Genomic DNA, 24,153 nt, shown 5'->3' with positions numbered 1-24,153 from the left:
CTGCCGCGCCTGTTGTGCTTCGTTTTGAACATTGCGCTGAATTCCGATATAATATCATTGAAATCGTGTGAAATTTTATGTGACTTCGTACAGATCTTGTCCAAACAAAGCCCAATTAGGAGGATGAAAATGGAAGTAATTAAGATTTCTCCCCGTGGATACTGCTACGGTGTTGTGGACGCAATGGTCATTGCACGCAATGCCGCTTTAGATAAAACCTTGCCGCGCCCGATCTACATACTCGGCATGATCGTCCATAACCAGCATGTAACAGATGCATTTGAAGAAGACGGGATCATTACCCTTGACGGAAAAAACCGTAAAGAAATATTGGAAAAAGTAAAAACGGGCACCGTTATTTTTACCGCACACGGCGTTTCGCCCGAAGTCCGCGCCCTTGCGGAGGAAAAAGGGCTGGTGGCCATTGATGCCACATGCCCGGATGTAACGAAAACGCATGATTTGATCCGTGAAAAAGAAAAAGAAGGCTATGATGTCATCTATATCGGAAAAAAAGGCCATCCCGAGCCTGAAGGTGCAAAAGGGGTGGCCCCGCATATCGTTCACCTGGTCGAGACGAAAGCAGATGTGGAAGCACTTGATATCCGCAATGAAAAAGTGATCGTCACGAACCAGACAACGATGAGCCAGTGGGATGTGTCCGATATTATGGAACTCGTGCAGCAGAAATACCCTGCCGCCGAAAAGCATAACGAGATCTGCCATGCAACGCAAATCCGCCAGGAAGCAGTTGCCGAGCAGGCAAAGGAAGCAGATCTGCTGCTTGTAGTTGGTGACCCGAGAAGCAATAATTCAAACCGGCTTGCCCAGGTATCGGAAGAAATTGCGCACACAAAAGCATACCGCATCGCCGATGTTTCCGAAATCAAATTGGAATGGCTAAAGGATGTTTCAAAAACAGCTGTGACAGCCGGGGCCTCCACTCCCACACCCATTGTGCGGGAAGTGATTGCCTTTTTAGAACAATACGATCCCGAAGACGAAACAACCTGGCAGCATGAACGGAAAGTGCCGTTAAGCAAAATCCTTCCAAAAGTGAAAAATCCGGCGCTCTCCCGCAAAGCTTGACGGATTAAAAATCCCTGGCACTTTATCACGAAGTGCCGGGGATTTTCGTTTCAAGATGCCTGTTAGCCGGGCGCCCGCTTAAAGAAAAGTAAACGGATCGGTATGGACGGCCGACTCAAGGATCGTGGCCTCGTACTGCTTGTCCGCACACGCTTTCCGCAAAAACCCGGCAACCCCTTTTTTCATCACCTTTTCCACATTATGGCCGGGGTCAACTACGTTTAAGCCCATTGCCAGCGCGTCATGGGCATTATGATAGTAAAAATCGCCCGTCACAAATACATCGGCGCCCTTCCATTTTGCCTCGGAAAAATATTTGTTGCCGTCACCGCCCAGTACCGCTACTTTTTTCACTTTATCCTGCAAATTTCCGACAACACGCAGCGCTTTGACATCGAGCGCGGCTTTGACTTGCCCGGCAAATTCCTCCAGCGTCACCGCCTCATTTAACTCGCCGATTCTGCCAAGGCCGAGCACCATGCCTTCATTCCCAACAGGATAAATATCATAGGCAGGTTCCTCATACGGATGGGCTTTCAACACGGCATGCAGAATCTTTTTTTCAAGCGAAACCGGATAAATCGTTTCAATCCTGACTTCTGCAGTTTCTTCCAATTGGCCTCTTTTTCCAATGTACGGATGCGTATCTTTCCCAGGCAAAAACCGGCCAGTGCCTTGAACCGAGAACGAACAATGGCTGTAATTGCCAATCGCCCCGCATCCGGCATTGCCAAGTGCCGTTCTTACCTGTTCTTCATGGGAAACCGGGACATAGACGGCTAATTTTTTCAACTTGTCTTCATATGTCGGCGATAAAACTTCTGTATGTTGCAGCCGCAGAGCCTTCGCCAAAAGATCGTTGACACCGCCCGGGGCAACATCCAGGTTCGTATGCGCAGCATAAACCGCAATCCCATTTTTTATGCATTTTTCCAGAAGCCTTCCCTGCGGCGTGTCAGTGGCCAGCTTTTTTAACGGCCTGAAAATCGGCGGATGGTGGGCAATGATTAATTGCACATCTTTTTCGATTGCTTCATCCACCACGTCTTCCAAAACATCGAGTGCAATGAGCACATTCTTTACCGGACGATTTAATTGCCCGATCTGCAATCCGACCGGGTCGCCTTCCAGCGCATATTTTTTAGGTGCAAACCGTTCAAACAACTGAATGATTTCATACCCGTTTACTTTTTTCATTGTAAAACCTCCTCCACCAAAGAAATGGCATGCAGCAATTCTTTTTTCTTATCTGCGAGTTCTGCATTTGTATGTGCTTCAGACATGCTTTCTAAGATGTGCTGCCATTTTCTTTTTTCGGCTGTCCACTTTTTCCGGAAAGCCTGATTTTTTTCCTTGATTAAAAACGGTCCCATCAACAGTTCCGCTGCCGGCAATTGGTAAGGGCGGCGCTCCCCGACAGCATCTGCGACAATGATTTCATAAATTTTTCCATCTTCTTCAAGAATTTCTTCATGGACGATCTGCCAGCCGTTTTCAGCGCACCATCTTCTCACAAAGACCGCTCCAACATTTGGCTGCAAAACCAGCCGCTTTACCCCGGACAACTTTGCTTTTCCTCTCTCTAAAATTGACGTAATTAAAGACCCGCCCATTCCAGCTATGGTAATGCAGTCTGCTTCTTGCGGCGAAAGGACTTCAAGCCCGTTACCCTTTCTGACTGCAATTTTATGCTTTAGACCGGCCTTTTCCACCCGGTTCAGGGCAGAACGGTAAGGCCCTTCCACGACTTCTCCAGCGATTGCACGGTCCGCAATCCCGTTTTTCACGCAGTAGCAAGGCAGATAGGCATGGTCGGAACCGATATCCGCGAGCCTGGCCTGTTTGGGGATATAAGCGGCCACTGCTGCGAGCCGTTTTGAAAGTTTTTCACTGTTCATCTTTTCACCACTTTGCATAAGATACTTCTATTGTAGCCACTTTTTGCCACAAAAAAAAGGGATCCCCCTCCAGACAAAATTTTTCTTCTGAAGGGAAAAACCCCGATTATTTCAATTTGGACACCCAATCAGCCATCTCATCCGTATGTTCCGGGGGCACCAATCCCGCAGGCATGCCGCCGCTCGTGCCGTTTTTGAGTACGTCCTTAATTTTGTCCTTCGATAATTTTTCCCCGACTCCATGCAGACTTGGCCCGGAAGATCCCTGCAAGTTGTCTCCGTGGCAGGTCACACAGTTTTTTTTGGCAAAACCTTCAGGATCAAACTTTGCGTCTGCAGTCTGTGCTGTTTTCGGATTCTCCTTTTCTTTTGCGGATTCCTTTGCATCGCCTACCCCTTTAAGCGAGAGAAAAAAAACAAGTACGAGCCCCAGCGCCATAATCAGCAAGTAGGGTATAACAGGATTTTTTTTCACCAAATTTTCCCCCTCGTATCCGTGTCTTTTCAAACATGCTAACAGTACTTTGCTTCTATTTTAACTGAAAATTTTTAATAAGGAAACCCCTAACATAAAGAGATTTCTTTTTTCGTTTTCATATTGATTGCGCTTACACTATCGTTTATAATAAAGCCTGGTAAATATCCACAGCTTTTAAAAAGGGACATACGAAAAGTAGCAAAAATTACAAAATCTTTTAAAAAACTTTTTTATCTATATTACAATAGATATTATCAGTACGACTGCGCCCAGTACCCCGGATATTGTAAAAAACGCCAGCTTGCAGGTTTTTCCGACAAAGAACCACAGCGCACAGTGAAAAAAAAGCAACGCATAAAGGGTATGGGGATGATTACCAAATAATCTTTCATTCACCAAAACGGTTAGAAACAACAAGATAATAGCGGCTCCAATATAGAAGAGCGGATAAAAAAATTCTTTATTAGAATAATGAATTCCCAGAAAAAGTAAGATTCCGACAAAACCCGTCAAAATCACTGTTTGCAAAATAAAATGTAATTCAGTAAAATATATGACAAATACAGCAATACAGGCCAGCACAAAAATGAAAGCGGAAGATATGGCCAATTTCCCGGGCTGTAAGTGCTGTCTTCCCTTGCTGTTTTTATCCGTGCCGTCAGTGCCTTCATTGTAAAGCGCAAGTAAAAAGTCGCAGTATTCTTTTGGAATCATATGGTTGTTCTTCCACATTTTTATTTCATTTACAATGATCGTTTTCTTAGCATCGTCCATTTTTTGCACATCCCTATTGAAACATTCGGCCAAAGCGTGCATGATGATCCCTTTCTGCAAGAAAAAAGTTTACTCCAAAAGAAGTAAACCGGATAAACATCGGCGCCGGTGCTTAAGTGTATGAAAAGCACAGACGCCTTTGTTCCCAAAACCTATTCAAAGCAGTAAAGAGGCAGCTTATTCGAGGAAATCTTTCAGGCGTTTGCTTCTGCTCGGATGGCGCAGTTTCCGTAACGCTTTTGCCTCAATCTGGCGGATCCGTTCACGCGTAACGCCAAATACTTTGCCGACTTCTTCCAAAGTGCGCGTACGCCCGTCATCAAGGCCAAAACGGAGGCGGAGCACATTTTCTTCCCTGTCGGTTAACGTATCCAAAACGTCTTCCAATTGTTCTTTTAATAACTCATAAGCAGCATGGTCGGAAGGAGATGTTGCGTCCTGGTCCTCAATAAAGTCGCCCAAATGCGAATCGTCTTCCTCTCCAATCGGCGTTTCCAGGGAGACAGGTTCTTGTGCGATTTTGATGATTTCCCTGACTTTTTCCGGAGAAATGTCCATTTCCTCGGCGATTTCCTCCGGGCTTGGTTCCCTGCCGAGATCCTGCAGCAGTGACCGTTGCACACGGATTAATTTATTAATGGTTTCAACCATATGAACCGGAATGCGGATCGTTCTCGCCTGGTCTGCGATTGCCCTGGTGATGGCCTGGCGAATCCACCAGGTTGCATAAGTGCTGAATTTGTATCCTTTTTGGTAGTCAAACTTTTCTACCGCTTTAATCAGGCCCATATTGCCTTCCTGGATCAAATCGAGAAACTGCATGCCGCGGCCCACATATCTCTTTGCAATGCTGACAACAAGGCGGAGATTGGCTTCGGCAAGCCGGCGTTTCGCTTCTTCGTCCCCCTTCTCAATCCTTTGGGCCAGTTTAATTTCTTCGTCAGCGGATAGAAGGTCGACGCGCCCGATTTCTTTTAAATACATGCGCACCGGATCATTGATTTTTACACCGGGAGGAACGCTCAGATCATTCAGATCAAACTCCTCATCGTTTTCTTTTTGCAGCTCATGATGTGTTGGAGCATCGTCATCTTCATGTGTATTCGTGTCATGGTCATCCGTAATATCAATTCCCTGCTCACCCAGATATTCATAAAATTCATCCATTTGGTCCGATGTCAATTCAAAATGGCTCAGCTTATTTGAAATGGTTTCATATGTGAGGAAACCCCGTTTTTTTCCGCGTTCAACGAGTTGTTCTTTTACTTGTTTAAGGGTGAATTCAGTTTCTTCTACTTCCTTGGAACGTGCTGACTTTTCAGCCATATGTCCCCCTCCTTCCAACAATTTCAACACGGGCAATGGTCCATTGCACATCTATGTTAATGATCGCAAAAAGCCGAATTAAGTCATGGACTTTTGCAATGCAATAATTTCGCCGGCCAGCTGCAGCGCCTTTTGGAGGTCGTGCTGCCGCTCAGCATCTTTTTGTGCCCTTTGTTTTTCCCTGATTTGCATCAGTTTTTGGTGTTTTAGCACATAATTCACATAGTCTTCCAGCTCTGCATCTGTCAATTCTTCATTGATCGTCATCATTTCAATCTCAACAACGGTTCTTTGCAGCTTCTTATCGGGCAGGTAAGAAATAAATGTGCTGGCATCCGGGGGATTCCCTTCTTCGTAATAGCCAAGCAAGTACGTAAAAACCGCCTGGTGCTCATCGCCGTAAAAAGTGTTTCCATGAAGGAGTTCCTTTACTTTATAGGCGATCTCCCCATCCTTTAACATATAGGCCAAAAGTCGCCTTTCTGCGGTCAGGTTTGCAGGAAGAACGGCATTTCCGGAAGGCGCCGCCATACGTTCAGGAGGCTGTTTGCTGCGCCGTTTGTATGCCGCCTTTTTGTTGGCAAGCGCGCTTATTTCCCGTTCCTGTTCTTTTAAAGCGTCCAAAGACAAGGAGAATTCATCTGACAGCTGGCGCAGATATAAATCTTTTTCAACGGCTTTTTCCAGTTTGGAAATTTCCTGTATTACTTCTTCTATATACTGCAGCTTTTCTCCTTCATTTTGGAGATTTTTATTCATGCGGAAGTAATTCATTTTAAAAGACATAAAAGTGAGGCTGGCCCCTATTACATCTGCCCGGAACTTTTCTCCGCCGTTTTGGTTGATGTAGTCATCAGGGTCTAATCCTTTTGGCATTTGCGCAACACGTACTTCACAACCGTTTTCGCTCAACATCGTTCCCGCCCGGTAAGCAGCGGAAATCCCGGCGGAATCCGAATCATAGCAAATCACCACACTGTCTGTCAGCCTTCTGATCATTTGGACATGTTCAGGCGTAATGGAAGTGCCCATCGTCGCAATGCCGTTTTGCACTCCTGCCCGATCCGCCGAGATAACATCTGCGTAGCCTTCAAAAAGGACGGCCTGCTGTTTCTTCCGGATCTGGCTTCTGGCCCGGTGTAAATTAAAAAGCAGCGAACTTTTGTTAAAAAGCGTTGTTTCGGGGCTGTTCATATATTTAGGCTGGTCGCCATTTCGGAACGCCCTGCCGGCAAAAGCAATAATTCTCCCTTTGGTATCAATAATTGGGAACATAATCCGATCCCTGAACCGGTCAAAGTATGCATGATCCCGGTCATTTTGGATAATAAGCCCGCCTTTTTCAAGTACAGGGAGGGCATATCCCCTCTTCTGAAGCATTTTCACTGCAAAATCCCAGTTAGGCAGCGCATAGCCAATGCCGAATTTCTCAATACTTTCATCGGTAAACCCGCGCCCGCGCAGATATTCCAATGCCGGCTGCCCTTCTTTTGTGTGGACAAGCAGATGATGGTACAATTTTTGAAGAAGTTCATGTGCCTTCAGCATCTCAGCCGTTTCCGGATTCATTTGCTTTGGCGTTTCTGCCTGATCCGGCAACTCGAGCGCTATGTTTGACTTTTGCGCAAGTTTCACGACGGCTTCCTGAAACGAGATCCCTTCAATATCCATGATGAACGTAAATACATTGCCGCCCGCTCCACAGCCGAAACAATGAAAAATTTGTTTTTCAGCCGAAACCGAAAAGGAAGGGGTATTTTCACCATGGAAAGGACATAACCCGAAATAATTACGTCCCTGTTTTTTTAGCTGCACATACTCGCTAATGATTTCGACAATATCTGACGATTGGCGTATTTCATTGATCTTCTCATTAGGAATAATTTCTGCCACGAAAACATCCCTTCTAATTATTGATTTCTATGTTGGACAAGATTTCCGCCAATGACAGCTTGAAACGTTCACGGTCCTCTGCGGTAAACCGTTTCGGCCCTTTTCCATAATTGCCACGGCGCCTTTCTTTTGCAGCCAAATATCGAAAATCCAATGCCGTATTGATTGAGGTTTCATTATATTTACTGCCTCTTGGAGAAACCGCATAAGCTTTTTTGGGCAGAACCAGACTGGCCAGCCCGATATCCTGCGTCACCACGATATCATTCTTTTCGACATGATTCATGATGTACAGGTCAGCCGACTCCTTGTGCGGATCAACATAAATCCAGCGCCCTTCCACCGGATCCGCCATCCGGTTCGTATAGGATGCCACAAAAATACTGGCAGCCCCAAACTGTTTTGCAACTTTTGCGGCCTCTTCTTTTACCGGGCAGGCATCTGCATCAACAAATACGGTAATGTCTTTCATGCTAAATATTCTACATCACTCCACAGAATCCTGCTTTTTTTGCAATTCTTCCATGATTTTTTTTAGCTTTGTCGAATTTTTTACAAAAACGGACTTGACATTTCCTAATAAATAGTTTATTCCTTTACGGCCATCTCTAAACCTAATTTAAATACATTTTTATCACAATTTTTTATTATAGTATACTTGCGGCGTTTTGACTATAAATAAATACTTGAATTTGCAAAAAATATTCCTGATCTCATAAAAAAAAACGGGAGAGTGCCGGTTTTTCTCCATGCTGCAGGCAACCCCGGCAGATCAGCTCGTTTTTATTAGGATTTCACCTGCTTTGCCATCTAAAGCAGGGTTCCGCTTACTTATTCATTTCGTCCATGATAATATTGGCGGTTTCTTCTACGGCTTTATTGGAGACATCAATAACTTTACAACCAAGCCGGCCGGCAATATTGTTGAAATACTCGAGTTCATACCTGATCCGTTTCAGTGTTGCATAGCTTGCTTGATCATTCAGTCCAAGCGTAATTAAACGTTCTTTGCGAATATGATTTAATATATCCGGATCTATCTTTAATCCAAAGCATTTGCTGGCAGGAACCTCAAAAAGTTCTTCCGGAGGATCAACTTCAGGTACAATCGGAACATTGGCCACTTTGTAACGGTGATGGGCCAAATATTGTGACAAGGGAGTTTTTGATGTCCGCGACACCCCGATCAGCACAATATCGGCCCTCGTGATGCCGCGCGGATCCCGGCCGTCATCATATTTTACCGCAAATTCAATGGCTTCCACCTTTTTAAAATAGGATTCATCCAATTTTCTGACCAGCCCCGGTTCATAAAGCGGTTTGCATTCGTAAAAATGAAGCAGTTGATCCATTAGCGGCCCCATTAAATCAACACAGGCAATGCCGTGCTTTTCCGCTTCCTTATTCATGTAATTCCTCATTTCCGGTTTTACCAGCGTATACACAATCATACCGTAATTCAGGGCAGCAAGAGTTATCACTTCATCAATATGTACAGGATCTTCCACATAAGGAAACCGTTTGATATCCGCATCATTATCTTCAAACTGGCTGATCGCCGCTTTTGTCACAAGTTCTGCCGTCTCGCCGACTGAATCGGAAACAATGTAGATTGTTGGTTTCGCCAAATGAATACACTTCCTTTTTATTTATCATCTGCCAGTTCTACAAATGCTTTTGTAATATTTGTCTTTGTAATGCGCCCGATTACTTCCATCCCGCCAGCCGTTTCTTTTACAACCGGAATCGAGTCGATTTGTTTTTCAATCAGTTTTCTGGCTACCTCTATAAGTAAGTCATCTTTTTTGCAATAGGTGATATTCGGCATCCTCGTCATAATGATATGCACCGGGAGCGATGTTAAATCCTTATTTCCAATGCTTGCACGCAGTAAATCTTTCCGCGACAAAACACCGGCCAGATGTGAATCGTCATCGACGACATAAAGTGTCCCGACATCTTCAAGAAAGACAGTAACAATCGCATCGTACACAGAAATGTTTTCATTCACTACAACCGGCAAAGACTGGTAATCTTTGGCGAGAATTTTTTTCAAGTTTTCCGTAAGCAGCTGTGTACTGGTTTTACCCGTATAAAAATACCCTACCCGCGGGCGCGCATCCAAATAACCCGCCATTGTCAGAATCGCGAGGTCGGGCCGCAGCGTTGCCCTTGTTAAGCTCAGCCTGTCAGCGATATGCTCACCTGTAATCGGGCCGTTGTTTTTTACAATTTCCAAAATTTGTTCTTGCCTTTTTGTTAATTCTATCGTACTCACCGCCTTATTCAACCAACCATGTCAAACAGTATAACACACTTGTATATTTTCTGTCTGCAGCCGAAAAAGATGGCAAACTGTTTTAAAAATTACAGTATCCGTTTATAAAATGGCTGCAGGAAGAATATACTGGAAAAGTGGTTTAATCCTGATGATCATGGTGATCCAACCCTTTTTTCAGCCCTTCCAACTGGCTGAGGAACCGTTTTGACTTCAGATACAGGCCGGAGTATTCTTCATAGTACATCGAAATGGCTGTTCTTAATTCTTTTTTTGTTGATTCCTTAACAGATATTTTCCCCAGCCGGCCGATATCCAGATAATAAAAAAGCCGGAGCAACCGGATCGCTGGCTGTGTAAGCGGAAGACGGTACGGATCTTTATCAAAGCAGCGGTGGCATATCAGCCCATTTTCCCGAATCGAAAAGGCGAAAATGCCTTCCTGGTTTCCGCATACTGCACATTCGTTCATCACCGGATATAATCCCAGCACATTCAGCATCTTCATTTCGAATATATCGGTAATAATTTCCATGTCATAGTCTTCATTCATATATTCAAGCGACCGCAGCAGCAATTCAAACAAATAAGGATTTGGCTTTTTTTCTTCCACTGCTTTATCCAAGAGTTCAATGATAAAAGCACCGTAAGCCGTTTTAAAAATATCTTCGCGAAGATAACGCATAGAGGAAAGGATCCCGCCCTGCTGGAGCGTGCCCAGTCCCCGCGACGGATGAAAAAGAAACTGCCCATATGTAAAGACTTGGGAAACTGCGGCTAAGCGGCTGTTTGGTTTTTTGGCGCCTCTCGCCATCATGCCGAGTTTCCCAAACTCCCTTGTGTAAACATGCATAATTTTGTTGGTTTCGCCGTAATCCGTATTTTTAATGACGATTCCTTCACACTTTTCCAACAATCTCCTCACCTCTTGAGCTAAAAACAAGCGCCGCTTCACCCAAGTGAATTCAAGTAATTGGAAAATCAACCCCGGTCTGGTCTTCTTCTGTTTCCAGCTGTTCATTTTGATGTTCTCTTTCCAATTCTTTAAAAAGCAAATACGTATTAATATTGCCCGTACCAGCAAAGACCTTCCAGGTAAATTCTAACATATAAACCACGCCTTTCATGTTGTTCAGTCATGAAATCTTTTTTAACGTCTTTAACGATAGCTTCACCAGGACAAATGAAAAAATGTGACGTAAAATTTGCTAAAAATGCCTGCAAGAATTTTGCTTTTATCTGCCTTTAATATTCATCTTCCCTAAAGCCGAAATCGCGAAGCTGGCTGATTTTATTGCGCCAATCTTTCTCAACTTTCACCCAAAGTTCCAAAAACACTTTAGAACCCAGCAAATTTTCAATATCGATTCTTGCCCGCTTGCCTATTTCTTTCAGCATGCTCCCCTGTTTGCCAATAATAATCCCTTTTTGTGACGGCCTTTCCACCACAACCGTTGCCATCACCCGGATGATATTCCGGTTCTTTTCCCGTTCAATCTGGTCGATTACAACCGCTATTGAATGGGGGACTTCTTCTCTTGTCAGCTGCAGTGCTTTTTCACGAATTAATTCTGAAATAATGAAACGCTCCGGATGGTCTGTTACCTGGTCGGCGGGATAATATTGCGGCCCCTCCGGCAGGTATGTGCGGATGGTTTGCAGAAGCCTGTCGATATTATTGCCCTGAAGTGCTGAAATGGGCACGATCTCCTGAAACGGATACAAGTCTTTGTACTGCCCGATAATGCCAAGCAAATCGTCGGGGTGGACCCTATCGATTTTATTAATGACCAGAAAAACAGGGGTATTAACCTGTTTCAGCTTTTCGATGATAAATTCATCGCCGCGGCCGAACCCTTCTTCCGCATTGATCATAAATAAAATCAGATCCACTTCTTTGAGCGTATTTTCCGCTACTTTCATCATGAAGTCTCCGAGTTTATGCTTTGGCTTGTGGATCCCGGGCGTGTCAATGAAAATCATTTGCGCCTCGTCAGCTGTGTAAACACCCTGGACCTTGTTTCTTGTTGTTTGCGGCTTGTCGCTCATGATCGCAATCTTTTGGCCGACCACATGGTTTAAAAAAGTTGATTTGCCAACATTCGGGCGGCCGATAATAGAAATAAATCCTGATTTATATGATGATGGTTTTGATAAATGATTCATGCAAGTCCTCCGCTGAACTGATTGATTTCCATTTGTATTCCCCTCTGATTTTATTTTACTACAAATGCTCCCTAAAGTTAAAATCTATTTTTAATCATTTTTGAAAATTTTAAAGTTTCCCTCAAAAATTGTCGATATGTGGCGGTTACAGTTCTATTTTATCTTAAAGGATTGCCCGTTTCAAATAGGGGCCATCCTACAGCCCTCCCGGCACTTCCTCCCATAAAAAAAAGAAGCTGCGTTAAAATGCGGCTCCTTCAATCAGGTGAAGCAGTTTTGGAAGAAAGACGATACAGCCGACCACTACCGCAAGTACAGCTGCCATCAATACTGCGGCAGCGGCTGCATCTTTGGCCTGCATGGCAAGGGGGTGGAATTTGTCTTCCGCCAAATCAACCGCCCTTTCGATGGCCGTATTCACCAGTTCTAATGCAAGCACTATAAAAATGGAAAATAAAACGGCGATCCATTCATATTTGGAAAGGGATAAGGCAAACCCAAGCCCAAGCGCGCAGCCGGCAGCAAAGAGGTGAAACCGGAAATTCCGTTCGCTTTTCACCGTATTCCGCAATCCTGCCCATGCAGGCGGAAACGGGGTCCGGTATTTTGGGATTTTACGATCGTTTAAGCCCATAGCCGTCTAAAATTTCTTTCTGGCGCCCGAACATTTTTGTTTCATCTTCTTTTGTCATATGGTCGTACCCCAGCAGATGAAGAAATCCATGTACGGATAAAAAGCCCAGTTCCCGCAGGAAGGAATGGCCGTAGTCTTCCGCCTGCTCATGGGCGCGCTGCACAGAGATGATGATATCGCCAAGTACGCGCGGCATATTGTCTCCGGTAATTTCAATTTCTCCCTCTCCCATTTCTTCCAATGCAAAGGAAATTACATCTGTCGGCTGGTCTTTATCGCGGTATTCACGGTTTATTTCCTGTATGCGGCTGTTGGTGACAAAGGTCACTGAAACTTCAGTGCCATCCTCCACCGCTTCTGCTTCTGCCGCGTAGTTTAATAAGTCTTCGATCAACCGCAAGTCTTCCTCTTTTAATTCGTTTGTTTCATCAATTAAGTCGATTGATAATGCCATATGTTTGCCATCCTTTTCTTAGTTTTTTTCTGGGCAGGGCGCCTCCGCTTTTCTTTGTCCAGCTGCGGCTCCTATCGGCTGGCGGATTTCCTTGCCCCCTCCCTCCGATAAGTCAACATCGGCTCGTCCCTCGCCGTGTTTCCTTTATCTCAGTCGCGGTCCATCAAATCCGTACGCCGATGTACAGTCGCCTCCGCTTTTCGGTGTCCAGCTGCGGGCGCTATCGGCTCGGGGTCAACTGTTCCTGCCCCATTGAAGTCAAAGAACGGACTTCATTGGGGCCGGCCCAGTTGCCTGTCGCCGATGGGCGAGCGCCCTCCGCTTTTCGGTGTCCAGCTGCGGGCGCTATCGGCTCGGGGTCAACTGTTCCTGCCCCATTGAAGTCAAAGAACGGACTTCATTGGGGCCGGCCCAGTTGCCTGTCGCCGATGGGCGAGCGCCCTCCGCTTTTCTATTTTGGATATTGTATTCTTGAGTGGAAGATGCCGTTTAAGGTTTCGCACAGGGTTGTTTTTATGATTTCCAGTTCTTTCAGGGTCATGTCGCATTCGTTAAATTGGCCGTCCATCAGCCTGCTTTGGATGATGCTGTGGACAAGATTTTTTATTTGTTCCGGCGTCGGATGATTCATGGAGCGGACAGCCGCCTCCACACTGTCAGCGATATTAATAACAGCCGTTTCCTTCATCTGCGGTTTCGGACCCGGGTAGCGGTAATCGTCCTCTTTTACATCCGGGTCCTTTTCCTTCGCTTTACTGTAAAAGTATTTCAGGCATGTCGTACCGTGATGCTGTTCGGCAATATCCGAGAATTCTTTCGGCAGCTTGTATTTTTTCAATGTTTCCGCTCCGTCTGTTGTATGTTCAAGGATAATATCACGGCTTACTTCCGGTTCCAGGCGGTCATGGGGATTGCCAATATTCATTTGGTTTTCAATAAAGAATTGCGGGCGCTTTGTTTTCCCGATATCATGATAATAACTGCCCACCCTGGCAAGCAGCCCGTTCGCTCCGATCGCTTCACACGCTGCCTCTGCTAAATTGGCAACCATTAAACTATGGTGATAGGTACCCGGAGCTTCTGTCAATATTTTTTTCAAAAGCGGGTGGTTCGGATTGGACAATTCGAGCAGCCGGATCGGGGACAGAATCCCGAAAGCCGCTTCAAAAAACGGCTGGAGCCCCATTGTAAACACCGCTGATAAGGTACCGGACAAAAAAGCAAACAATAAATAATACAAAAACTCCCACTGCGTAAATTCCCCGATATTTAAAAATGTAATAAAACAAATGGTTAACATATTCATGGCGGATATAAATGCGCCTGTTTTTAATATGCTGGCCCGCTGATACCGCTTGGATAAGAACAGAATCCCCGACACTCCGCTTAATAAAGTGTAAACGACCATCTCCACATTAATCATATCGGCTATTTCATCATGAAACTCGATACTGGCACAAGCCGCGAGAATGACGGCCATTAAATAGGAAGTCCGGTCTTTTAAAAGAACCTGGATCAGCATCGGACCCATGGCTGCCGGAAATACATATTCAATGCCGGGAACTTCCAAATGGTTCATGGCGCCCGAAAGTTTCATGAGTGCCAGTGAGATGATAAAAACAAGGCTGACCATCACAAGCCTGTTCTGCTTTGTCTCTTCCGGCACTTGCATAAGCTTGAGATGGAAATAGAGCAGCCCGATGATCAGCAGCACAAAAATGGCCAGTCCGATATACGGCTTCACCGAACCATCATTTTTCAAGAGCCCCAATAGTTCCAGCTGCCGGTATGTCTCCCGGTCGATCAGATGCCCTTCCTGAACGATCACCTGGCCTTGCAGGATTTTAGCAGGCTCAACATTATCCATGGCTTGTTGTTTTCGTTCTTCAGTTAATTTTGCATCATACACATAGTTAGCGGTTATCGCGTATTGTCCAAGTTCCGACGCTGCGCTTTTTAAGTTTTTATTTAAATCTGTTTGATTGATTTCAGCCGCAATATCTGCCTTTGCTTCATCAACCTGGCTTTCCTTGATTCTATGATTAAGCGTGGCTTCCGTATCGTTTACAACCAGGCTTCTCACCTGATCCAATTGTTCCGGCGTTGCGGCCAAAAGTGTGAGAAAACTTTGGTCAGATATCGAATTCGTGACATTTTCAGAAACATTTTTTGTCAGGATATCCTTTAATTTATCCAGTTTATCTGCCTGAAGTTCTTTGCTGTCCTTCCCATTTGTTTCCTTTTTGTTTGAAAAGTCCGTTTTAACCTCTTCAACAAAGTCAAGTATGGAGTTCATCAGTGATATGCGGTTTTGGACCAGGTCGCTTTGGTAAGTGTAAACTCTTGCAACTTCCTGGGCCGCTTTTTGCTTTTCTTCATTTGTTTTTTGTTCATCCACGATTGTCTTCGGGGAACGAATTGTGTTATTCGCAATAGAAAATAATTCAATATTGTAGGTTTGCGGCCGGATATTTTGATAAAAAATCCCGAACAATATAAGGGCCAAAGCCATAAAGAGTATTGCCGTAAAAACTTTATAGCTTAAGATCATCCGCAACTTACTAATATGCTCGTGTAATTTCATTGTGTACAGCCACCCCCTTACGCTCCCTATGAAAATCATATCAGTTTTTACACCAAAATGCATTATTGAAATGCGGAGGGCGCTCGCTCATCGGCGACAGGCAAATGGGCCGGCACCAATGAAGTCCGCTCTTTGACTTCAGTGGGGGCGGAACAGTTGACCCGAGCCGATAGCGCCCGCAGCTGGACATCCGAAATGCGGAGGGCGCTTGCTCATCGGCGCACTAAAAAAACCCGAATGCAGGATTCGGGTTATGCGTTCTGGTAAGCGGTGATGATTTTTGCAACCAATGGATGGCGGACAACATCGCTTTCTTCCAAATAGACAAACGAGATGCCCTTAACCTTTTCCAATACCCTTTCCGCCGTAAGCAGCCCGGATTCTGCTCCTTTCGGCAGGTCGATCTGCGTCCGGTCCCCTGTAATCACCATTTTTGACTGGAAGCCTAAACGCGTTAAAAACATTTTCATCTGGGCCTGTGTTGTATTCTGGGCTTCATCCAGTATCACAAAAGCATCATCCAAAGTCCGGCCGCGCATATAAGCAAGCGGCGCAATTTCAATCGTTTCCCTCTCAATTAAACGCTGGGTGTGCTCCGGCCCGAGTACATCATGCAATGCATCATATAGCGGGCGTAAATAAGGATCTACCTTTTCTTTCAAATCGCCGGGCAAAAAGCCAAGGCTCTCCCCTGCTTCCACAGCAGGGCGGGTGAGAATAATCTTCTTAACCTGCCCGCTTTTTAAAGCATTCACGGCCATTACGACCGCCAAATACGTTTTTCCCGTTCCGGCCGGCCCGATCCCGAACACGAGGTCATAATGTTTAATAGCCTGGATATAATCCCGCTGCCCCAGGGTTTTAATGCGGATTGCCTTCCCCTTTGTATTCCGCGCAATCTCTTCATCATAAAGATTCGTAAAGTATTCGAGATGGCCTTTTTTATCCATTTCAACAGCATAAAACACATCGCGTTCGCTGATATGGATGCCTTTGCGGACCAGGTAAAGCAACTTTTCCAAAATCATGTTCACGCGTTCTGCGGCAGCTTCTTCCCCGCTTGCCTGGATTGTTTCGCCGCGGGTAATGATATGCACATCATACGCTTCCTCGAGCAGCTTTAAATGCTTGTCGGATATCCCGAACAAGAGTACCGCCTCATTTGTATTTTCTAATTGTAATTTTACCGTACTTTCATCTGTCATTCTAAGTCTCCTTGAGCAATTGGTTTTGCGATTGCAATATTTTCAACAGCCTGGTAATAAATCATCATGTTTAATGTACCATTGACGAGTTTTTCTTGCAAAATATATTCATCCATAATTTTCGCATCACGGGGCAGTTTTTTGCGTAAATCCTGCTTGGCCATCGCTTTAGCTTCTTTAGCAGCCTGTTCTTTTGTATATACTCTGTCTATCGTTTCTTTTTCCCTTACTGTCCTGCGAATAAAATGAAGCGGCAGATCCCATTTTATAAATTTAACGGCCCTGCTTTCTTCATCTGTATCATAGCGCGTAAAAGTATGGTTTTTAAATCCCCATACAGGCATTTTCCAAGACCCGATTTGCAGGTAATATTTGCGCTTCTCCTTACCAGTATACACTTGAAATCTGGATTTTAACGGCAATTCCACTTCTGATTTGTACCATGTTTTTCCATAAACCTTTCCTGTTGCTGCAACCGGGTATTTTTCCTTATCATTGCCGATAACACCGGAAACAAGGAGTTGTCCTTTTTTTACGTATTGGTGCTGCTTGACAACTGGTTTGCCTTTTTCAACAAACATCTCTTCAATGACCGCTTTTTGTGAAGCAACGAGATGCCGGGGGCCGGGCTTTTTCGCTTTTTTCGGCGTGTTTTTTTCGACAACTGTAAAGTGATAGGTTGTCCCCCGCAAATCAACGCCAATCCAGGTTGCTTCCGGAATCCGGTTGGTCAGCTGATGCTGGATCGATTCAATATCGTCGGTGAAAAACTGGAAATTTCCCGTTCTGATGCCCAGTTTGTCCAATTCTTTGCGGATTTGATGTTCGGTTTTCGGGGAAGCCCCCTTTATTTCCACACCCCAAATCATATTTGAAAGCAGGGTGATGATGGCTAAAAACAACAAAAAACCGATCCCAAAGCCGGCATTTTTCAACGACCTTTTCCATAAAAACGGTGCACCGCTCCCCCTTAAAAAGCGGATGCGGCAATCATGGTTCCGGATCTGTTTCCGGAGCTCGCCGATATCCTCCAGATTCATATAAAAAGTAACCGCCATTGTACCTTGCCGCTTTACATTCCATATTGCCATCCCGGAGCGCGTCAGCTGGTTAATAAAGCGTTCGATGCCTCTGCCTTCTGCTTTTACGAGCACTGTCCCTTTAAAAAAGGTTACCCATTGATTTTTCAAAAAAGCCACCCCTATTCATTCAAATACACGACTTCATCTATTTTTCCTTCTAATAAGATTTCTTCGGGTAAAATGGTCTTTATGACAAAAGACTGGCCTTTAATCAGTAGTTGCCCGTTCTTCAGAAGCAGCCGGAGTTCTTTGTCTGTAAACGTAAGTAAACCGCGGTGATTTTCAATGTAAATATGAATCTGCCCGATCATCGTGATACGGGGGAGGTCCATTGTGACATCCTGCGGAAGTTCCATTTTTTGCGTCATCCATTTTTGCAGCTGGTGCCTCCACTTTTTTGCCATAAAAAAGAACCCCCTTTCATCTCATATTTATGAATGAAAACAGGGGTTCATCACTTTTTTTGCGATTTTCTTACAAACGCTAAGCGGATTGGACACTGGCTGGTGCAAACAGCCAAACAGGCCATCCCGCTAAACGGCTACCATTTGGCAAGAATTTAAATCGGCCGGCTTTTTTAGTTCGTTTCCTATCATGCGCGCAGCCTTTGATTGGATGCATTGTCATTACATATGAACATACATAAAGCCGGAAATCAAATGATTTCCGGCTTTTCAACATTCGTTAGGAAAGTTGCTGCTGAACGACATTTTTAACAATTGAACCGTCGATTCTGCCTTTTACTTTAGGCATCACAGCGCCCATTACTTTGCCAAAATCCGCTTTTGAAGCAGCGTGCACTTCCTGGATCGTTTTTTTAACGATTTCCAGGAGCTCACCTTCAGAAAGCTGTTCAGGCATATATACACCCACATAAGTTAATTCATTTTGAACTTTTTCAACCAGGTCGTTGCGACCCGCTTTTTCAAATTCCTGGAGGGAGTCTTTGCGTTGCTTTACTTCGCGAGAAAGGACAGTCAACTCTTCATCATCCGTCAATTCATCTTTCCCGAGCTTGATTGCCTCGTTTTGAACGGCTGCTTTCAGCATGCGAATTACCGAGAGTTTATCTTTTTCTTTGTTTTTCATCGCTTGTTTAATATCGTCATTTAAACGCTCGAGAAGACTCATTATTCCACCCTCTCTTAATACTTACGTTTTCTGGCAGCTTCTGACTTTTTCTTGCGTCTTACGCTTGGTTTTTCGTAAAATTCGCGCTTTCTGTATTCCTGCAAAGTTCCTGTTTTAGAAACTGAACGTTTGAAGCGACGAAGAGCATCTTCAAGCGATTCGTTTTTGCGAACGACTGTTTTTGACATCTCTCTTTCCCTCCCTCCGAACACAAACGGTTACATGTCAAACATGGTAAACCATGTACTTTATAATTATATAATATCCTCTATATTAGGTCAACAACCTAAACCTGCAAGATTCATTTTCCAGAATGTTTTTAAACACAAAGGATCCTGCCGCCCCTTTCATGGCTGCTGTCACCGCAGCCTGAGATTCCGGGTGCTGCGGCAAAAAGTTTCCATTCCGTGATATGTTTTCAGCCCGAAGACTGCGATGTGCTTGCCATCATTGCACTGTAATCTTTATAATTTAATAGAATGATTGATTGACTCGCACCAAACAAACTGGAGGAATCTGCATGGGTACAACAGAACTGGCGCATATCATCGTGACCGGCCGGGTACAGGGGGTCGGGTTCCGCTATTACACCTTAAATCTGGCAAGACAGCACGATATTTCCGGGTGGGTGAAAAATAAAGACGACGGCAGTGTCGAAGTCATGGCTGAAGGCAAAAAAAAGCATCTGGATGAATTTATTGAAGGATTGAAAAAGGGACCTTCCCGTTTTGCAAAGGTGGAAGGCATCGAAATTGAATATTTGCCGGTACAGGAGGATTTTAAAGAGTTCAATGTGCGCTATTAACGCCCGCGGCTAAGCATGGGTCGGGTACCGGCTTTCTATTAAAGGGGTTATAGGCGGTTTTAATAGAAAGCCGGTGCGGAAACGTTTCGCTTGTTCATCTCCGGCTCTGCCGGGATGTTCAGTTACTTGCTTTTTTAAATGATTGTCATGATTGCATCCCCTTTCCCATAAGATCATTATGGGGGGGGAGGACATGCTTTATATCTGCTGGTTTATCGGTTTGACGATTACATTTTTATTTGGCATTACAAGGCTCAGAACCGGCCTGTTTAACCTTTCCGCAGGCGCAATTGAGGTATGGCTGAAACGGTTTACGAGAACGCCTTTGACCGGCATGCTGTTCGGGATGCTGATGACCGCCCTCCTGCAAAGCAGTTCCGCCGTGATGGTGATTACAGTCGGGCTGGTATCCGCCAGGCTGTTGACATTTACGCAATCGATCGGGATTATTTTAGGGACGAACATCGGCACCACTTTTACTTTGGAACTGCTGACGTTCAAGTTATCAAACCTGTGCCTGCCATTACTCGCCGCAGGATTGCTCTTACAGTTTTTTAAGCATCAACGTATCAAGAGTGCCGGATACATATTGTTCGGGCTTGCGCTCGTGTTTGCCGCCATGCGCGGGTTTGAATGGCTTGCCGTTCCCATTTCAAAAACAACAATGATCCAGCATTTGTTTATCATGTTAAAAGCACATATTATTCTTGCCTTCTTACTCGGCATCCTGCTTTCCGCCACCATCCAATCGAGTACGGTGACGATCGGAATGGCGATGGGCTTTATCAGTTCCGGAGTGTTTCCGCTGGAAACCGGGATTGCGATTATGCTCGGCGCAAATATCGGCACCTGCATAACAGGCCTGCTTGCAAGCTTCGGCGCCGGGGAAGAGCCACGTTTAACGGCTTATACGCACATTTGGCTGAATGCCGGCGGGGCCCTTATTTTTTTTCCATTTATCCCGTTGCTCGCTGATTTTTGCCGGGCGCTTTCCAATTTTCCGGATCAGCAATTGGCACACGCAAGCCTCCTGTTTAATCTCGCTTCCTCTTTAATTGTCCTGCCTTTTGCCGGGCAGTTCGGGCGCTTAGTAATTACAGTCCACGGGAAAAAATAAAGAACCGGGGAATTCAATCCCCGGCCCTTTTTAACCTGTGCATTTTGAAGCCTGAACGCTTGCATTCGCTTTACAGCTTCTTAATGTCTCCTCACGTTCTGCACTTCTTCCGGATTTAATAAGGAACGGCCGGCTATTTTGGCAAGATTTCTGCCACTTCCGGCTCCCTTATTGCTATTACATCGCCTGGTCAACGGCCGGCCCGGCATCATCCATTACTCTGACAAACTGGGCTTCGCTGTATGGATAGCCTGCTTTTGTAATTTTAACCTTCACAAGCTTCCCAACCATATCTTCCGTTGCCGGGAACACGATTTTCATGTAATTATCCGAATAACCTTCATACAGGCCGCTGTGCGGATCTTCTTTAAACCGTTCTTCCGGAATCACTTCCAGTACTTCATTTTCAAATTTAGAGGCGTATGCTTTTGCCAATTGGTCCGATAATGTAATCAAACGGTGCACGCGTTCATTTTTGACATTTTCATCAATTTGGTCCGCCATCCTGGCAGCTGGCGTCCCCGTCCTTGGCGAATACGGGAAAACATGGAGCTCAGCAAATTGGTATTCTTTAATAAAATTGTACGTTTCCATGAATTCTTCTTCGGTTTCACCCGGAAAGCCGACAATGACATCTGAAGTGAGCGCAAGGCCCGGGAGCGCTGCTTTTAATTTCGTAATGCGTTCTGCAAATTGGGCCATTGTATATTTGCGGCGCATTCTTTTTAGTACTGTGTCGGAACCGGACTGGAGCGGTACATGCATATGGCGGACGATAATCTTTGAATTGCGGATGACATCAATTACTTCATCCGTCAACTGGCTCGCTTCAATGGATGAAATACGGACACGTTTTAAACCGTGTACCTGCGCCTCCAGATCTTTCAGCAGCATGGCAAGATTGTAATCTTTAAAATCCTGCCCGTATCCGCCGGTATGGATGCCTGTTAAAATCAGTTCCTTATAGCCGGCATCAACCAGCTGCTGTGCCTGTCTGATGACTTCCTGCGGATCGCGTGAACGCATCAGGCCGCGTGCCCACGGGATGATACAAAATGTACAGAAATTGTTGCAGCCTTCCTGGATTTTCAAGGACGCGCGATGGCGGTCTGTGAAATAAGGCACGTCCATTTCTTCATAGACGCGGTTTTTCATGATATTTTTAACGCCATTGATCGGCTGGCGTTGTTTGCGGTACTGCTCAATATAGTCAAGCATTTTAACGCGGTCCTGTGTCCCGACGACAACATCCACGCCCGGAATCTCCATCACTTCACCCGGTGAAGTTTGCGCGTAGCAACCCGTTACGCAAATCACGGCATCCGGATTTTTTCTGACGGCGCGGCGGATGGTCTGCCGGCTTTTTTTATCGCCGGTATTCGTAACTGTACATGTATTAATGACGTATACATCTGAAGTTGCTTCAAAATCGACCCTTTCATATCCTGCCTGCTTAAACAGCTGCCAAATGGCTTCCGTTTCATAATGGTTGACTTTGCATCCTAGCGTATGGAATGCTACTGTTGACATCACATTCACCTCATTAATTCTAAATGATAAGAAATTGCGGATAACGCATATAATGGTGCTGTTTCAGCCCGTAAAATCCTTGGGCCAAGCCCGCATGCCCGAAATCCGTATTCGGTAAGTTTGTCCACTTCTTCCCGGGTCAAACCGCCTTCAGGCCCGAAAACAATCAGCGCCGATTCCCCTTCTTTCATGTCCGCCAGCGTTTCTGCAAAATGATGCTGCTCCCCCTGTTTTGCGTTTTCTTCAAAAGCAACAAGTTTATGATTGTATGTACGGCTTAGATTGAGCAGCTCTTTGAAAGCAACCGGGGGATTGACGGATGGAGCGTGCTGGCGATGCGATTGTTCCGCGGCTTCGACGGCAATTTTCTGCCAGCGTCCGCGTTTTTTCTTCTCCTTCTTTTCATCCCATTTCACAATGGAGCGGGCCGCGATAAAAGGAAGAAATTCATAAGCGCCCAGTTCTGTCGCTTTCTGGATGATCCATTCCAGCTTATCGCCCTTTGGCAGTCCGCTCGCAATCGTTATGTGTACCGGCAGTTCTTTTCCGGTTTTTTCCCATTCCATAATTTCCGCAAAAACTGTATCAGCTGTAATCTTGCGGATTTCACATATACATGCCTTTTCTTCTTGAAATACGCAGTAAAAGCGGGCACCTGCAGGCATTCGCATGACACGGGCAATGTGATGGTAAATTTCGCCCTGCAGTTTCACTTCTTTTTCATCATGATAGGTTTGATTCAAAAAGTACCGCTGCATGACTGTCACCTGCGCTTTGCGATAAATGCGACCCAGTCTTCCATGACCAGTGTTTCTTCAATCGTGAATTGTGCAGTCATGAGCGCATCTTTTACGAGTTCTTTCTTTTGCTTGATAATGCCGGAAGTGATGAAAAAGCCGCCTGGTTTGACCACATTTGCCGCGTCTTCCGTAATCTTTACGATAATTTCGGCCAAAATATTGGAAACAACAACATCGGCCTGCCCGTCAACGCCTCTAAGCAAATCATTTTGGCTGACACGGACACGGTCCTGGACTTTGTTTAATTTCACATTCAGCCGCGCCGAATGGACGGCAACTTCATCCAAGTCAAAGGCGGTTACCTCTTTGGCCCCAAGCAGCGCAGCGGCAATGCTGAGAACACCGGATCCTGTGCCGACATCAATGACTTTGTCTCCGGGTTTAACCGTCCTTTCGAGCGCCTGGATGCACATCACAGTTGTCGGATGGGTCCCGGTTCCGAAAGCCATGCCCGGATCCAATTCAATGATCAGTTCATCACTGGATACCGGATGATAGTTTTCCCAAGTCGGGACAATCGTAAACTTTTCGGAAATTTTAACAGGGTTATAGTATTTTTTCCAGGCAGTCGCCCACTCTTCTTCATGCACTTCACTGATTGTCACTTTATTCGGGCCGATGTCGATATCAAATGTCGTTAGATTGGTGATGGATTGTTTGATTTCTTCTACCGTTTCACCCAAAAAGCTGTTAACCGGCAAATAGGCTTTGATGATGACCCCTTCTTCCGGGAAATCATCCGGGTCCAACTCGTAAATTTCACCGAATTTGTCTTCATGTTCTTTTAACAGCTCATTCGAATCTTCAATGACAATGCCGCCCGCACCTGCTTCATATAAAATATTAGAAATCGGATCTACTGCTTCATTTGCCGTATGGATCATAATTTCTGACCATTTCATCGACCAC

General features: G+C 45.2%; 26 protein-coding genes. 3 read left to right on the top strand and 23 right to left on the bottom strand.

Annotated features, from left to right (window positions below; translation table 11 throughout):
- Nucleotides 1-129: 129 nt before the first annotated feature.
- The gene (locus tag C232_RS0103855; protein ID WP_018661468.1) at nucleotides 130-1,089 is read left to right on the top strand and encodes a 4-hydroxy-3-methylbut-2-enyl diphosphate reductase; all 960 of its coding nucleotides are present in this window, start codon (nucleotides 130-132) and stop codon (nucleotides 1,087-1,089) included.
- A gap of 78 nt (nucleotides 1,090-1,167) precedes the next feature.
- On the opposite strand, the gene C232_RS0103850 is transcribed toward C232_RS0103855, so the two are convergent.
- The 20 genes from C232_RS0103850 to rpsU form a co-directional block, all read right to left on the bottom strand.
- Nucleotides 1,168-2,286 carry a Nif3-like dinuclear metal center hexameric protein gene (locus C232_RS0103850; RefSeq protein WP_018661466.1) on the bottom strand — a complete coding sequence of 373 codons (1,119 nt, stop codon included), beginning with the start codon at nucleotides 2,284-2,286 and terminating at the stop codon, nucleotides 1,168-1,170.
- Nucleotides 2,283-2,987, bottom strand: a complete 705-nt coding sequence (locus C232_RS0103845) for a tRNA (adenine(22)-N(1))-methyltransferase (protein WP_018661464.1) — start codon at nucleotides 2,985-2,987, stop codon at nucleotides 2,283-2,285. The genes C232_RS0103850 and C232_RS0103845 overlap by 4 nt, the downstream gene beginning before the upstream one ends.
- 106 nt (nucleotides 2,988-3,093) lie before the next feature.
- Entirely contained in the window at nucleotides 3,094-3,462 is a 369-nt protein-coding gene (gene cccA, locus C232_RS0103840; protein WP_018661461.1) for a cytochrome c550, read from the bottom strand.
- Between the two features lie 237 nt (nucleotides 3,463-3,699).
- Complete coding sequence (locus C232_RS0103835; RefSeq protein ID WP_026314463.1) at nucleotides 3,700-4,239, bottom strand: hypothetical protein; 540 nt, start codon at nucleotides 4,237-4,239, stop codon at nucleotides 3,700-3,702.
- Nucleotides 4,240-4,416: 177 nt separating this feature from the next.
- On the bottom strand, nucleotides 4,417-5,565 hold the full coding sequence (gene rpoD / locus C232_RS0103830; RefSeq protein ID WP_018661458.1) for an RNA polymerase sigma factor RpoD: 1,149 nt from the start codon (nucleotides 5,563-5,565) through the stop codon (nucleotides 4,417-4,419).
- 78 nt (nucleotides 5,566-5,643) lie between these two features.
- Complete coding sequence (gene dnaG, locus C232_RS0103825; protein ID WP_018661455.1) at nucleotides 5,644-7,458, bottom strand: DNA primase; 1,815 nt, start codon at nucleotides 7,456-7,458, stop codon at nucleotides 5,644-5,646.
- A 13-nt stretch (nucleotides 7,459-7,471) separates the two neighbouring features.
- Nucleotides 7,472-7,930: a YaiI/YqxD family protein gene (locus C232_RS0103820; protein ID WP_018661453.1), complete on the bottom strand. Its 459-nt coding sequence runs from the start codon at nucleotides 7,928-7,930 to the stop codon at nucleotides 7,472-7,474.
- A 355-nt stretch (nucleotides 7,931-8,285) separates the two neighbouring features.
- Nucleotides 8,286-9,086: a pyruvate, water dikinase regulatory protein gene (locus tag C232_RS0103815; protein ID WP_018661451.1), complete on the bottom strand. Its 801-nt coding sequence runs from the start codon at nucleotides 9,084-9,086 to the stop codon at nucleotides 8,286-8,288.
- A gap of 17 nt (nucleotides 9,087-9,103) precedes the next feature.
- On the bottom strand, nucleotides 9,104-9,736 hold the full coding sequence (ccpN, locus tag C232_RS0103810; protein ID WP_018661449.1) for a transcriptional regulator CcpN: 633 nt from the start codon (nucleotides 9,734-9,736) through the stop codon (nucleotides 9,104-9,106).
- Nucleotides 9,737-9,878: 142 nt separating this feature from the next.
- Nucleotides 9,879-10,652: a DNA repair protein RecO gene (gene recO, locus C232_RS0103805; protein ID WP_018661447.1), complete on the bottom strand. Its 774-nt coding sequence runs from the start codon at nucleotides 10,650-10,652 to the stop codon at nucleotides 9,879-9,881.
- A gap of 49 nt (nucleotides 10,653-10,701) precedes the next feature.
- Nucleotides 10,702-10,845: a YqzL family protein gene (locus tag C232_RS19215; protein ID WP_018661444.1), complete on the bottom strand. Its 144-nt coding sequence runs from the start codon at nucleotides 10,843-10,845 to the stop codon at nucleotides 10,702-10,704.
- Between the two features lie 136 nt (nucleotides 10,846-10,981).
- A complete protein-coding gene (gene era / locus C232_RS0103795) occupies nucleotides 10,982-11,902 on the bottom strand; it encodes a GTPase Era (RefSeq protein WP_018661442.1) in 921 nt (306 codons plus the stop codon).
- 241 nt (nucleotides 11,903-12,143) lie between these two features.
- Nucleotides 12,144-12,536: a diacylglycerol kinase family protein gene (locus tag C232_RS0103790; RefSeq protein ID WP_018661440.1), complete on the bottom strand. Its 393-nt coding sequence runs from the start codon at nucleotides 12,534-12,536 to the stop codon at nucleotides 12,144-12,146.
- Nucleotides 12,517-12,990: an rRNA maturation RNase YbeY gene (gene ybeY, locus C232_RS0103785; protein ID WP_018661437.1), complete on the bottom strand. Its 474-nt coding sequence runs from the start codon at nucleotides 12,988-12,990 to the stop codon at nucleotides 12,517-12,519. Before ybeY ends, C232_RS0103790 begins: the two co-directional genes overlap by 20 nt.
- Nucleotides 12,991-13,441: 451 nt before the next feature.
- Nucleotides 13,442-15,574 (bottom strand): HD family phosphohydrolase, encoded by a 2,133-nt coding sequence (locus C232_RS0103780; RefSeq protein WP_018661435.1) that lies wholly within the window; start codon nucleotides 15,572-15,574, stop codon nucleotides 13,442-13,444.
- Between the two features lie 251 nt (nucleotides 15,575-15,825).
- Nucleotides 15,826-16,779 (bottom strand): PhoH family protein, encoded by a 954-nt coding sequence (locus C232_RS0103775; protein ID WP_018661433.1) that lies wholly within the window; start codon nucleotides 16,777-16,779, stop codon nucleotides 15,826-15,828.
- Nucleotides 16,776-17,969, bottom strand: a complete 1,194-nt coding sequence (gene yqfD / locus C232_RS0103770) for a sporulation protein YqfD (protein WP_018661431.1) — start codon at nucleotides 17,967-17,969, stop codon at nucleotides 16,776-16,778. Before yqfD ends, C232_RS0103775 begins: the two co-directional genes overlap by 4 nt.
- An 11-nt stretch (nucleotides 17,970-17,980) precedes the next feature.
- Nucleotides 17,981-18,265, bottom strand: a complete 285-nt coding sequence (yqfC, locus tag C232_RS0103765; protein ID WP_018661430.1) for a sporulation protein YqfC — start codon at nucleotides 18,263-18,265, stop codon at nucleotides 17,981-17,983.
- A gap of 280 nt (nucleotides 18,266-18,545) precedes the next feature.
- Nucleotides 18,546-18,992 (bottom strand): GatB/YqeY domain-containing protein, encoded by a 447-nt coding sequence (locus C232_RS0103760; RefSeq protein ID WP_018661428.1) that lies wholly within the window; start codon nucleotides 18,990-18,992, stop codon nucleotides 18,546-18,548.
- Nucleotides 18,993-19,006: 14 nt separating this feature from the next.
- Nucleotides 19,007-19,180, bottom strand: a complete 174-nt coding sequence (gene rpsU / locus C232_RS0103755; protein ID WP_018661426.1) for a 30S ribosomal protein S21 — start codon at nucleotides 19,178-19,180, stop codon at nucleotides 19,007-19,009.
- A gap of 332 nt (nucleotides 19,181-19,512) precedes the next feature.
- On the opposite strand from rpsU, the gene C232_RS0103750 reads away from it, so the two are divergent.
- On the top strand, nucleotides 19,513-19,797 hold the full coding sequence (locus tag C232_RS0103750; RefSeq protein WP_018661425.1) for an acylphosphatase: 285 nt from the start codon (nucleotides 19,513-19,515) through the stop codon (nucleotides 19,795-19,797).
- A 193-nt stretch (nucleotides 19,798-19,990) separates the two neighbouring features.
- On the top strand, nucleotides 19,991-20,914 hold the full coding sequence (locus C232_RS0103745; RefSeq protein ID WP_018661423.1) for a Na/Pi symporter: 924 nt from the start codon (nucleotides 19,991-19,993) through the stop codon (nucleotides 20,912-20,914).
- 177 nt (nucleotides 20,915-21,091) lie between these two features.
- On the opposite strand, the gene mtaB is transcribed toward C232_RS0103745, so the two are convergent.
- Genes mtaB through prmA form a run of 3 tightly spaced genes read right to left on the bottom strand, consistent with a single transcriptional unit; the run spans nucleotide 21,092 to nucleotide 24,146 of the window.
- Nucleotides 21,092-22,444: a tRNA (N(6)-L-threonylcarbamoyladenosine(37)-C(2))-methylthiotransferase MtaB gene (gene mtaB, locus C232_RS0103740; RefSeq protein ID WP_018661421.1), complete on the bottom strand. Its 1,353-nt coding sequence runs from the start codon at nucleotides 22,442-22,444 to the stop codon at nucleotides 21,092-21,094.
- Between the two features lie 5 nt (nucleotides 22,445-22,449).
- Nucleotides 22,450-23,202, bottom strand: coding sequence for a 16S rRNA (uracil(1498)-N(3))-methyltransferase (locus tag C232_RS0103735; RefSeq protein WP_018661419.1), 753 nt, complete (start codon nucleotides 23,200-23,202; stop codon nucleotides 22,450-22,452).
- Between the two features lie 5 nt (nucleotides 23,203-23,207).
- Nucleotides 23,208-24,146: a 50S ribosomal protein L11 methyltransferase gene (gene prmA / locus C232_RS0103730; RefSeq protein WP_018661417.1), complete on the bottom strand. Its 939-nt coding sequence runs from the start codon at nucleotides 24,144-24,146 to the stop codon at nucleotides 23,208-23,210.
- Nucleotides 24,147-24,153 lie beyond the last annotated feature (7 nt).

The organism is Heyndrickxia acidiproducens DSM 23148 (assembly GCF_000374345.1).
GTDB classification, from domain to species: Bacteria; Bacillota; Bacilli; order Bacillales; family Bacillaceae_C; genus Weizmannia; species Weizmannia acidiproducens.
This window is presented reverse-complemented; position numbering and strand designations above follow the sequence as displayed.

What these genes read in the sequence shown, in the direction of transcription:
- C232_RS0103850 (WP_018661466.1), bottom strand. Translation starts at nt 2,286, where the DNA reads ATGAAAAAAGTAAACGGGTATGAAATCATTCAGTTGTTTGAACGGTTT.
- C232_RS0103855 (WP_018661468.1), top strand. Translation starts at nt 130, where the DNA reads ATGGAAGTAATTAAGATTTCTCCCCGTGGATACTGCTACGGTGTTGTG.
- C232_RS0103820 (WP_018661453.1), bottom strand. Translation starts at nt 7,930, where the DNA reads ATGAAAGACATTACCGTATTTGTTGATGCAGATGCCTGCCCGGTAAAA.
- C232_RS0103790 (WP_018661440.1), bottom strand. Translation starts at nt 12,536, where the DNA reads ATGGGCTTAAACGATCGTAAAATCCCAAAATACCGGACCCCGTTTCCG.
- C232_RS0103760 (WP_018661428.1), bottom strand. Translation starts at nt 18,992, where the DNA reads ATGAGTCTTCTCGAGCGTTTAAATGACGATATTAAACAAGCGATGAAA.
- ybeY (WP_018661437.1), bottom strand. Translation starts at nt 12,990, where the DNA reads ATGGCATTATCAATCGACTTAATTGATGAAACAAACGAATTAAAAGAG.
- C232_RS0103780 (WP_018661435.1), bottom strand. Translation starts at nt 15,574, where the DNA reads ATGAAATTACACGAGCATATTAGTAAGTTGCGGATGATCTTAAGCTAT.
- rpoD (WP_018661458.1), bottom strand. Translation starts at nt 5,565, where the DNA reads ATGGCTGAAAAGTCAGCACGTTCCAAGGAAGTAGAAGAAACTGAATTC.
- rpsU (WP_018661426.1), bottom strand. Translation starts at nt 19,180, where the DNA reads ATGTCAAAAACAGTCGTTCGCAAAAACGAATCGCTTGAAGATGCTCTT.
- era (WP_018661442.1), bottom strand. Translation starts at nt 11,902, where the DNA reads ATGAATCATTTATCAAAACCATCATCATATAAATCAGGATTTATTTCT.
- yqfC (WP_018661430.1), bottom strand. Translation starts at nt 18,265, where the DNA reads ATGGCAAAAAAGTGGAGGCACCAGCTGCAAAAATGGATGACGCAAAAA.
- C232_RS0103775 (WP_018661433.1), bottom strand. Translation starts at nt 16,779, where the DNA reads ATGACAGATGAAAGTACGGTAAAATTACAATTAGAAAATACAAATGAG.
- prmA (WP_018661417.1), bottom strand. Translation starts at nt 24,146, where the DNA reads ATGAAATGGTCAGAAATTATGATCCATACGGCAAATGAAGCAGTAGAT.
- C232_RS0103835 (WP_026314463.1), bottom strand. Translation starts at nt 4,239, where the DNA reads ATGGACGATGCTAAGAAAACGATCATTGTAAATGAAATAAAAATGTGG.
- C232_RS0103745 (WP_018661423.1), top strand. Translation starts at nt 19,991, where the DNA reads ATGCTTTATATCTGCTGGTTTATCGGTTTGACGATTACATTTTTATTT.
- C232_RS19215 (WP_018661444.1), bottom strand. Translation starts at nt 10,845, where the DNA reads ATGTTAGAATTTACCTGGAAGGTCTTTGCTGGTACGGGCAATATTAAT.
- C232_RS0103750 (WP_018661425.1), top strand. Translation starts at nt 19,513, where the DNA reads ATGGGTACAACAGAACTGGCGCATATCATCGTGACCGGCCGGGTACAG.
- C232_RS0103735 (WP_018661419.1), bottom strand. Translation starts at nt 23,202, where the DNA reads ATGCAGCGGTACTTTTTGAATCAAACCTATCATGATGAAAAAGAAGTG.
- mtaB (WP_018661421.1), bottom strand. Translation starts at nt 22,444, where the DNA reads ATGTCAACAGTAGCATTCCATACGCTAGGATGCAAAGTCAACCATTAT.
- C232_RS0103845 (WP_018661464.1), bottom strand. Translation starts at nt 2,987, where the DNA reads ATGAACAGTGAAAAACTTTCAAAACGGCTCGCAGCAGTGGCCGCTTAT.